This window comes from Streptomyces lydicus, assembly GCF_004125265.1.
GTDB classification, from domain to species: Bacteria; Actinomycetota; Actinomycetes; order Streptomycetales; family Streptomycetaceae; genus Streptomyces; species Streptomyces lydicus_C.
This window is the reverse complement of the sequence record NZ_RDTE01000003.1, coordinates 1,216,598-1,227,648: the sequence shown is the minus strand read 5'-3', so window position 1 is coordinate 1,227,648 and position 11,051 is coordinate 1,216,598. Positions and strand designations below refer to the sequence as shown.

3 protein-coding genes (1 of these 3 cut by a window edge) are annotated in these 11,051 nt (G+C 70.4%); all 3 read left to right on the top strand.

Translation table 11 applies throughout. The features are described 5' to 3' along the window. Window positions 1–56: 56 nt before the first annotated feature. On the top strand, window positions 57–863 hold the full coding sequence (locus D9V36_RS07770) for an ABC transporter ATP-binding protein (protein WP_431357746.1): 807 nt from the start codon (window positions 57–59) through the stop codon (window positions 861–863). Then, the gene (locus tag D9V36_RS07765) at window positions 848–2,698 is read left to right on the top strand and encodes a hypothetical protein (RefSeq protein ID WP_129293090.1); all 1,851 of its coding nucleotides are present in this window, start codon (window positions 848–850) and stop codon (window positions 2,696–2,698) included. Before D9V36_RS07770 ends, D9V36_RS07765 begins: the two co-directional genes overlap by 16 nt. Before the next feature lie 135 nt (window positions 2,699–2,833). Continuing rightward, window positions 2,834–11,051, top strand: the beginning of a protein-coding gene (locus D9V36_RS41450) for a type I polyketide synthase (RefSeq protein WP_206739621.1). The gene runs 26,531 nt beyond the window's last position; only the first 8,218 of its 34,749 coding nucleotides appear in the window; the start codon lies at window positions 2,834–2,836; the stop codon falls past the right edge of the window.

Here is an 11,051-nt window from a genome sequence, read left to right as displayed (position 1 = left end):
GCGAAATTCGCGGGGGTGTGAATGATGAATATGGACAGGGAGACAATGCTTTGACTGTGAGGATCAAGTCGGCCGAGGGCGCCCCACCGCCCGCCGGCGACAGCCAGCACGCGGCTTTCGAACTGGTCGCGCTGCACAAGGAGTTCGGTGGGTACGCGGCGGTCAAGCGGGCCCATCTGACGGTGCGGCCTGGCTCGTTCTACGGGCTGGTGGGTCCCAATGGAGCGGGCAAGACCACCCTTCTGTCGATGGCGGTCGGCCTGCAGCGCCCCGACGAGGGGCGGGCCAGGGTCTTCGGCATCGACGTCTGGGAGGAGCCGGAGCGGGCCAAGGAGCTGATGGGCGTCCTTCCCGACGGCCTGGCCATGCCGGAACAGCTCACCGGCCGCGAACTGCTCACCTATCTGGGACGGCTGCGCGGCCTCGACCGCGACACGGTCGACGCCCGCGCCGACGAGCTCCTGACCGTCCTCGAACTGACCGGGGACGTCGAACGCACCCTCATCCTCGACTACTCCACCGGCATGCGTAAGAAGATCGGCCTGGCCACCGCGCTCCTGCACGGTCCGAGGCTCCTCGTCCTCGACGAGCCCTTCGAAGCGGTCGACCCGGTCTCGGCCGTCGTCCTCAAGCGCATCCTCAACCGTTTCGTCGCCTCCGGCGGTTCGGTCGTGCTCTCCAGCCACGTGATGGCCCTGGTGGAGCAGCTCTGCGACACCGTGGCTGTCATGGCCAAGGGGCAGGTCGTTGTCGAGGGATCGGTCGCGGAGGTCCGCGGCGGAAAAACCCTCGAAGAGACCTTTGTGGAGCTCGTCGGCCACCACACCGGCGGCGAGGAAGGTCTGTCGTGGCTCTCGCGCTGATCCAGATGAAGTTCGCCGTCCTGCGGCGAGACCTGTCCGGACCGCGTGCGACCTGGGTGTTCAGTGGCGCCGTGGCCGGGCTGGTCATGGCGGCGTCCACCATCGCCATGGCCACCGTCGACGCCCCCGACCCGGGCACCATACGGGACCTGCTCGCGGTCCTCTTCGCGCTGTGGACGCTGGGCTGGATGCTGGGCCCGGTCGCCACCGGGCAACCGGTATTGCGCGCCGAGCAGTTCGCGCTCCAGCCCATTCCGCGCCGCCGGCTGGCGCTCGGCCTGCTCGGGGCCGGGTTCGTCGCCGTGACCGCCGTGGTGTCGCTGGTGGCGTTCGCCGCGCTGCTGGTGTTCGGGCTGCGGCTGGGCACCGTGCCCGCACTCGTCTCCATACCAGCGCTCCTTCTGCAGCTCACCCTGGCCGTACTCCTGTCACGGCTCATGGGGCGGCTGTTCGGCGCGCTGGCCCGTTCGCGTGTGGGTGCGGTGCTCGGCGCGGTGCTCACAGCGGCGATGATCGTGGTCGCCTCGTCCGGCTGGATCGTCTTCTCGGCCCTCGACGCCGTCCTCCGGACCGGTTTCTCGCCCGCCTTCTCCACCGTGGTGCGGGCCCTGCCCTCCGGCTGGGGAGCGGTCGCCGTGGAGGCGTCGGCCCGCCAGGACTGGCTGATGACGGGACTTGCGCTGGCCGGACTCGTCCTGCTGCTGGTCGTCCTCTGGGTGGCCTGGAACCGTTCGCTCGGACCGGCCCGCTGGAGCCGGCCGACAGTACGGGGCTCCTCCGCCGACCGGGCAGCCCCGCGTGGCCGCGCGTCCCTGAGCCCCACGGGAGCCGTCTACACCAAGGAGCTGCGCACCTACGCCCGCGACCCGCAGCGTCTCCAGAGCCTGATCGTCCCGCCGGTCTTCGCGGTACTGAGCGCCATGGTCCCGCTGGCCTTCGGCTCCACCGTCTTCCTTCCCTTCATGGGCGCGCTCACCGCCCTGATGGGCGCGGCGACCTGTGCCAATCTCTACGGTCAGGACGGCACCGCCCTCTGGCTGACCCTGCAGACCCCCGGCAGCGAACGCGCCGAAGTGCGCGGCCGTCAACTCGCCTGGATCGTCGTCTTCACCCCCCCCTCCCTCCTTCTCACCGCGGCGGGCATCGCCGTGGCCGGACAGCCCGACCTCAACCCCTGGGCACTGACCGCGACCTTCGCCCTCCTGGGCGGTGGCGCCGGCATGGTCTCCCTCGTGGGCATCGACCAGCTCACCCCGGGCCCTGACCCCCGGGCCGCCAAGAACGCGGCAGCCGATCATTCCGACGTGGCCGGCCAGGCATTCTCCATGCTCTTCCTGGCCCTCACCACCGCGGTGCCCGCCCTGTGCGTGACGCTGGCGGGCCACCTCCTGCACAACCCGTCACTCCTGTGGGCCGGAGTCCCGGTCGGCGTCGTCACCGGCTGGGTCGCGTACGTGATGCTGGGCCAGGCCGCCCATCGCAACCTGCGCAAGCGCGGCCCCGAGCTGCTCTCCTTGATGCGCAGCGGCAAGCAGCAACAACAGGCCACGTCCGGCCAGGCCGGTGTATCTTTCATCAAGATTCTCCCCGCCCACCGCCAACGCCTTCTGTGGGTCAGCTTCCTGGCCGGCTGCATCGCCCTGTTCCCGCAGGCCCTGGTGCCGACCATGATGAAGCTCTCCGACCATGTGGAACCTCTCTGGTTCCTGGCCCTCCACATGCGTCCCGAGTGGCAGTGGCCGACGGTCTTCCTGATGTACGCGATCGGCGTGTTGGCCTTCGCGGTCGCCGCCCGCATCGCCTTCACCGGCATGAAGGCAGTCCGCGCGGCCTGACCCTCCACCCGTCACCGCACCAAGTATGGCCCGGACCCCTGCCGTAGGGGCTCCGGGCTTCGCTTTTTAGGGGTTGGGGGCAATGCGGCCCGTACCTAGCATGAAGATCGCCACCATCCTCGGGGGAGACCTTTAATGCCTGAAGTGCGTGCCGAAAACGTCGAACCTGTAGCAGTTGTCGGGCTGGCTTGCCGACTGCCGGGAGCAGCAGATCCGCAGGCGTTCTGGAAATTGCTGAGGAATGGGCTCGACGCCACCGGTGAAGTGCCCGAAGACCGCTGGACCTCGGCCGATGCGTCGGAGGTCCGACGGGGCGCATTCCTGGACCGGGTCGATGAATTCGATCCCGGATTCTTCGCCATTTCGCCGCGCGAGGCCGCCGCCATGGACCCCCAGCAGCGGCTGATGCTGGAGCTGGCCTGGGAGGCGTTGGAGGACGCGCGCGTCGTACCGGCGGCCCTGGACGGCACGCGCGCAGGCGTGTTCCTGGGTGCCATCTACGACGACTACGCGAGGCTTCAGCAGCACGGCGGCCCGAAAGCCATTGACCGGAACTCGATGACGGCGCTTCACCGCAGCATCATCGCGAACCGGATCTCGTACTTCCTGCACGCGCAGGGGCCCAGCATGGTGGTCGACGCGGGTCAGTCGTCCTCGCTGGTGGCCGTTCATCTTGCCTGCGAGAGCCTGCGCCGCGGTGAGTCGACGCTTGCCCTCGCCGGTGGTGTGAACCTGAACATCGCGGCGGAGAGCACGCTTGCCGCCGCCCGGTTCGGGGGACTTTCTCCCGACGGGCGGTGCTACACCTTTGACGCCCGCGCCAACGGTTTCGCACGGGGCGAGGGCGGCGTGCTCATCGCGCTCAAGCCCCTTACGCGTGCCCTGGCCGACGGTGACCGCATCCACTGCGTGATCGAAGGCAGCGCGGTCAACAACGACGGCGGCGGAGCCAGCCTGACCGCTCCCAGCGAGCAGGCACAGCGCGCGGTGCTGCGGGCCGCGTACGACAACGCGGGCATCGACCCGGCGGAGGTCGGATACGTCGAACTGCACGGCAGCGGCACCCCCATGGGTGACCCGATCGAAGCGGCCGCGCTCGGCGCGGTGCTCGGCACCGCACGACGGACGCGGAAGCCGCTGCCCGTCGGGTCAGTGAAGACCAACATCGGTCACCTCGAGGCCGCGGGAGGCGCGGCCGGGCTGCTCAAGGCCGTACTCGCCCTCAAGCACAGGCAGCTGCCGCCGAGCCTCAACTTCGAGAAGCCCCATCCGCGCATCCCGCTCGACGCACTCAACCTGAGCGTGCAGTGCGACCTTGCCGACTTTCCGCCATCGGCGACGGACGGCCGGCGCATCGCCGGTGTCAGCTCGTTCGGCATGGGGGGGACCAACTGCCATGTGGTGCTGGCAGAAGCGTCGCAAGGTGTCCTCGGGGAGAACTCTGCCCAGCGGGTGGCGGACAGTGACGCACTGGTGCCGGTGGTGGTATCGGGGCGTACGGACCAGGCGCTGCGTGCGCAGGCGGATCGGCTTCGGGAGTACCTGAGGGCGAACCCCGGGGTACGGCCCGTGGATGTGGCGTATTCGCTGGCTGTCAGCCGGTCGTTGCTCGAGTGGCGTGCGATGGTGGTCGGCCGCGAGAGTGGGGATTTCCTCGACGGACTTGGTGCTTTGGCCGCCGGTGAACCCGCAGTGCGGGTTACGGGGGGTGGTGTGCGTGAGGGCAAGACGGCGTTCTTGTTCACGGGGCAGGGGGCGCAGCGGGCTGGGATGGGCCGTGGGTTGTATGCGGCGTTCCCGGTGTTCGCGGATGCGTTGGACGCGGTGTGTGCGCAGTTGGATGGTTCGTTGGATCGTCCGTTGCGTGAGGTGCTCTTCGGTGGCGGGGAACTGATCGACCAGACCGTCTACACGCAGGCGGCGCTGTTCGCCCTCGAAGTGGCTCAGTTCCGGCTGCTGGAGTCGTGGGGTGTCACCCCTGACTTCCTGCTGGGGCATTCGATCGGTGAGTTGGCTGCCGCGCACGTCGCCGGTGTGTTGTCGCTGGATGATGCGTGCACGTTGGTGGCTGCTCGTGGCCGGCTGATGCAGGACCTGCCTGCCGGTGGGGCGATGCTCGCTGTAGAGGGCGGCGAGTCCGAGATCGTGGAGGCGCTCGCCCCGCACGAGAACCGGGTGAGTCTTGCCGCGGTCAACGGGCCGACCTCGCTCGTGGTGTCCGGTGATGCGGATGCGGTCGCGGAGCTTGAGGCGGTGTGGCGTGAGCAGGGCCGGCGGGTCAAGCGGCTGACGGTCTCGCACGCTTTCCACTCGCCGCGCATGGACGCGATGCTCGACGAATTCGCTGAAGCAGCACGTGGGTTGACCTTCCATGCCCCGCGCATTCCGATCGTTTCCAACGTGACCGGCGAGCTTGCCGACTCCGACGAGCTCCGGGATCCGGGCTACTGGGTCCGTCACGTGCGTGAGGCGGTGCGTTTCGCTGACGGCGTCCAGTACCTGGCTGATCAGGATGTGGCCACGCTCATAGAGCTCGGCCCGGACGGGGTTCTGACCGCCATGGCCCAGCAGTCCGCCGACTTCGTTGCGGTTCCGGCCCTGCGCGGCGATCGCGACGAGACCGAAACGGTCGTGACGGCCCTCTCCGTCGCCCACACCCACGGCACCCCCGTCGACTGGGCCGCGTTCTTCGCCCCGTACGGCGCGCGCAAGGTCGACCTGCCCACGTACGCCTTCCAACGCCAGCGGTACTGGCGCGAACCAGTCGCGGGCCGGCGCACGGTGACCGCCGGGCAGACCGAGGAGCTGTCGGACGAGGTCCCTGTCGACCAAGCACCCGAGAATCTGCGGGAGCTGCGCGCCCGCGTGTCCGCTGCCTCCGGGGCCGAGGGCCACCGGGTCCTGCTCGACCTGGTGTGTGCGCACGCCGCGGCCGTCGGAGAGTTCGCGTCGCCGGGTGAACTGGACACGAGCCGCACCTTCAAGGAACTCGGTTTCGAGTCGCTCACGGCGGTCGAGCTGCGCAACCGGCTCGCCTCCGCCACCGGGCTCCGGCTGCCGTCCACCCTGCTCTTCGACTGCCCGACGCCGGACGAGGCGGCCACGTACCTGCGCGGTCAACTCTTCGGAGAAGAATCGGAGTCGGACACCTCCGGTGCCTCCTCGCTGGTTCCGGCCGTGGACGCCGGTCCGGCGGACGACCCGATCGCGATCGTCGCGATGTCCTGCCGCTTCCCGGGGGGCGTGGCCTCGCCCGAGCAGCTGTGGCGGCTCGTGGCCGACGGGCGCGAGGCGCTCGGAGACTTCCCGTCCGATCGTGGTTGGGATCTCGCGGAGCTGTACCGCCAGGGCGGTGCAGGGAGCCGCGGGGGCGCCTTCCCGCGCCAGGGCGGCTTCCTGCACGACGCTGCCGACTTCGACGCCTCTCTGTTCGGGATCTCGCCGCGCGAGGCGCGAGCCATGGACCCGCAGCAGCGGCTGCTCCTGGAGAGCGCCTGGGAGGCGCTGGAACGCGCCGGGATCGCGCCGCAGTCGGCGCGCGGCAGTCGCACCGGCGTGTTCGTCGGCGCGATGGCCCAGGAGTACGGTCCCCGCTGGCAGCAGGCTACCGAGGACCTGGAGGGATACCTCCTCACGGGCAATACGGGCAGTGTCGCCTCCGGCCGCATCGCGTACACCTTCGGGTTCGAGGGTCCTGCGGTGACGGTCGACACCGCGTGCTCGTCATCGCTGGTGGCGCTGCACCTGGCGGTGCAGGCGCTGCGCAACGGCGAGTGCACGATGGCACTGGCCGGCGGTGTCACCGTCATGTCGACCCCGGGGCTGTTCACCGAGTTCAGCAGTCAGGGCGGACTGTCGCCCGACGGGCGCTGCAAGGCGTTCTCCGCCGACGCGGACGGTACGGGCTGGGCCGAGGGCGTAGGCATGCTCGTCGTGGAGCGGCTGTCCGACGCGCGCCGCCTCGGGCACGATGTGCTGGCCGTGGTGCGTGGCTCCGCCGTCAACCAGGACGGCGCGTCGAACGGTCTGACCGCCCCGAACGGCCCCTCCCAGCAGCGCGTCATCCGGCAGGCGCTGGAGAGCGCGCGGCTGTCGCCCGCCGACGTGGACGCCGTGGAGGCGCACGGCACCGGTACGGTGCTGGGCGACCCGATCGAGGCGCAGGCGCTGCATTCCGCCTACGGGCAGGGGCGCGACGCGGACCGGCCGCTGTGGCTGGGCTCGCTGAAGTCCAACATCGGCCACACGCAGGTCGCCGCCGGTGTCGGCGGCGTGATCAAGATGGTCATGGCGATGCGGCACGGGGTGCTGCCCCGCACCCTGCACGCCGACCGGCCGACGACGCACGTGGACTGGTCGGCGGGCGCGGTGGCGCTGCTGACCGAGAGCCGCCCGTGGGAGGCGGAGGGGCGGCCGCGGCGGGCAGGTGTGTCCTCGTTCGGCATCAGCGGAACCAACGCTCACGTGATCATCGAGCAGTTGGAGCCCCTGGCGGAGCCGCGGCAGGAGCAGCAGCCGGAGCCGCAGGCCGCTCCGGGTGTCCTGCCGTGGGTGATCTCCGCCGGTTCGCCGGAGGCGCTGGCCGCCCAGGCGAAGCGCCTGCGGTCCTTTCTGGGCGCGGACACGAACACCGACACCCTGGACACGGACGCACGGCCTGAGCCGGGCGATCCGGTGGGCGTGGGACGGGCGCTGGCGACGAGCCGGACGATGCTGGCACACCGGGCAGTGATCCTCGGCACGGACATCGACGACTTCCGCCGGTCACTGACAGACCTTGCCGAGGGCAGGACCGATTCCCGGGTGGTACAGGGGCTTGCGAGCCCTGGCAAGACGGGCTTCCTGTTCACGGGGCAGGGGGCGCAGCGGGCCGGGATGGGGCGGGAGCTGTATGCGGCGTTCCCGGTGTTCGCGGGGGCGTTGGACGCGGTGGCGGAGCGGTTGGACTCCCTGTTGGAGCATCCGTTGCGTGATGTGCTCTTCGGTGACGGGGAGTTGATCGATCAGACGGTTTACACGCAGGCGGGGCTGTTTGCGCTGGAGGTTGCTCTCTTCCGGTTGCTGGAGTCGTGGGGCGTCACCCCTGACTACCTTCTCGGGCATTCGATCGGTGAGTTGGCTGCCGTGCATGTGGCGGGTGTGTTGTTGCTGGACGACGCGTGTGCGTTGGTGGCGGCGCGTGGTCGTCTGATGCAGGCGCTGCCTGCCGGCGGGGCGATGCTGGCCGTTGAGGGTGTGGAGTCCGAGGTCGCGGAGGCCCTGGTCTCGTACGAGGGCCGGGTGAGCGTTGCTGCGGTCAACGGGCCCACCTCGCTTGTGGTGTCCGGTGACGCGGATGCTATCGCGGAGCTTGAGTCTGTGTGGCGTGAGGCGGGTCGTCGGGTCAAGCGGCTGACGGTCTCGCACGCCTTTCACTCACCGCGCATGGACGCGATGTTGGATGAATTCGCTGCTGTGGCAGCAGAGCTGACCTTCCATGCCCCGCAGCTGCCGATCGTTTCCAACGTGACCGGGAAGCTCGCCGACGCGGACGAGATCCGGACCCCGGGCTACTGGGTGAGACATGTCCGCGAGACGGTGCGTTTCGCTGATGGCGTCCAGTACTTGAACAGTCAGGGCGTCACCCGTCTGCTGGAGCTCGGCCCGGACGGTGTGCTGTCCGCCATGGCCCAGCAGACCGCCGACCTCGTTGCCGTGCCAACCCTGCGCGGCGGCCACGGCGAGACGCAGGCCCTGTTCACCGCCCTCGCCACTGTGCACGCGCACGGTACCCCTGTCGACTGGGACGCGTTCTTCGCCCCGTACGGCGGACGCAAGGTTGCCCTGCCCACGTACGCCTTCCAGCGCGAGCGGTACTGGATCGATCCGGCGGTGTCCGTCGCGGTCGGGGGCGAGAGTACGTCGGAGGCATCATTCTGGGCCGCGGTCGAGAACGAGGACCTGGGTGTCCTGGCCGAGGAGCTGCGCCTGGACGCGGACGAGGACACCCACGGTCTGGGAACCGTCGTCTCCGCACTCTCGGCGTGGCGGCGCGGCCGCCGCGACGGGGCCGTGGTCGAGGGCTGGCGCTACCGGGTGGACTGGCAGATTCTGGCCGCCGGAGCCCGGAACAGCCTGGACGGACGCTGGCTCGTCGCCGCGCCCGAAGGCGGCGACACCGAAGGAAGCCTCACCGAAGAGCTCTGCGTCGCACTGCGCGGCGGCGGCGCCGACGTCGACGTACTGCACGTGGCAGACGGCACCGACCGGGCCGAACTGAATGCGCTGCTGACCGACCGGGCCGAAGGTCTGGCCGGTGTGCTGTCGCTGCTCGATGCGACCGGGCTGCTCGTTCTCGTGCAGGCGCTTGGGGACACCGGTATCGACGTTCCCCTCTGGGCACTCACCCGCGGTGCGGTATCGGTCGGCCGGGCCGACCGGCTGGAGCGTTCCGACGCGGCCCAGGTGTGGGGTCTGGGGCGCGTCGTCGCTCTGGAGCACCCGCAGCGCTGGGGCGGCCTGATCGACCTTCCGGACACGCTGGACGACCGTACGGCGGCCCGGCTGGTGTCGGTGCTCGCGGAAGGCGCAGAGGACCAGGTCGCGATCCGCGCCTCCGGCAGCTTCGGGCGCCGGCTGCACCACGCCGGACCCGCGGCGAACACGTCCGGTGCCGGGCCCCGTACGACATGGCGCGTCGAAGGCACCGTGCTGATCACCGGCGGCTCCGGCGCCCTTGCCGGCCACATGGCCCGCTGGCTCGCGGGACAGGGCGTGCAGCGCCTGCTGCTGGTCAGTCGCAGGGGGCCCGATGCCCCGGGTACGGCCGAACTCTGCGCGGAACTGGCGGAGTCGGGAACCGAGGCCACTGCGGTGGCCTGCGATGTCTCCGACCGCGACGCGCTCGCGGCCCTGCTGGAAGCCCATCCCGTCACGGCCGTGGTGCACGCTGCGGGCCTGATCGACACCTGCCCCCTCTCCGAGACCACCGCCGAGCGATTCATCGACGTACTCCAGGCGAAGGCGGCCGGTGCCACCCACCTGGACGAGCTGCTCGGGGACACCGAGCTGGACGCATTCATCCTGTTCGCGTCGATCGCCGGCGTGTGGGGGAGCGGCGGCCAGGCAGCGTACTCCGCGGCCAACGCCCACCTCGACGCCCTTGCCGAGGCCCGACGCGCCCGCGGCCTGACCGCCACCTCCGTGGCCTGGGGCCCCTGGGCCGAGGCCGGCATGCTGGTCGACACCGTCGGCACCGAGGACTACCTCCACCGGCGCGGCCTGACCGCGATGCGCCCCGACCTGGCCCTCTCCGCGCTCGCCCAGGCCCTGGACGGCAACGAGACCACGCTCACCGTGGCCGGGGTCGACTGGACCCGCTTCGCCCCCACCTTCACGGCGAACCGGCCGAGCCCGCTGCTCGCCGCAATCCCCGAGGCCGCCGAGCACACCGCGCCGGAAGACGAAGAGGGAGATGCGGTACCGGCGTTCGTCCGGCAGTTGACCGGCAAGTCCCTGCCGGAGCGTGCGCACGCCGTGCTGGATCTCGTACGGTCCGAGGCATCCCTGGTCCTCGGTCATGCGGGCTCTGGGCCGGTCGGCGCGGACCGTACGTTCAAGGAGCTCGGCTTCGACTCGCTCACCGCCGTCGAGCTGCGCAACCGGCTGACGGCGGCCACCGGCCTGCGGATGGCCACGAGTGCGGTCTTCGACTACCCGACGGTGCGGGCGCTGGCCGACCACTTGACCGGTGCCGTGTCGGCCTGGGAGACGACCGCCGGATCCCCGGCCACGGACGCCATCGCCACCACTACGGCCACCTCGGCCTCCACCTCTACCGACGAGCCGATCGCGATCGTCGGCATGAGCTGCCGTCTGCCCGGCGGGATTTCCTCGCCCGACCAGCTGTGGGACTTCGTCGCGTCGTCGGCGGACGGCATGACGGGCTTCCCCGAGGACCGTGGCTGGGACCTGTCCGGTCCGGACGGTTCAGAACCCTCGTACGCCAGGGTCGGCGGCTTCATCGACGACGCCACCGGCTTCGACGCGGGTCTCTTCGGCATTTCGCCGCGCGAGGCGATCGCGATGGACCCGCAGCAGCGCCTGCTCCTCGAAGCGTCCTGGGAGGCGTTGGAGCGGGCCGGCATCGCACCGCTCAGCCTGCGCGGAAGCCGTACGGGCGTCTTCGTCGGCGCCTCGAACTCCGACTACGGATCCTCGCTCGACGAGGGGGCCGAGGGCCACTCTCTGACGGGAACGGCCAACAGTGTGATCTCCGGCCGCGTCGCCTACACCCTGGGTCTCGAGGGCCCGGCGGTCACCGTGGACACGGCGTGCTCGTCGTCGCTGGTGGCGCTGCACCTGGCGGTGCAGG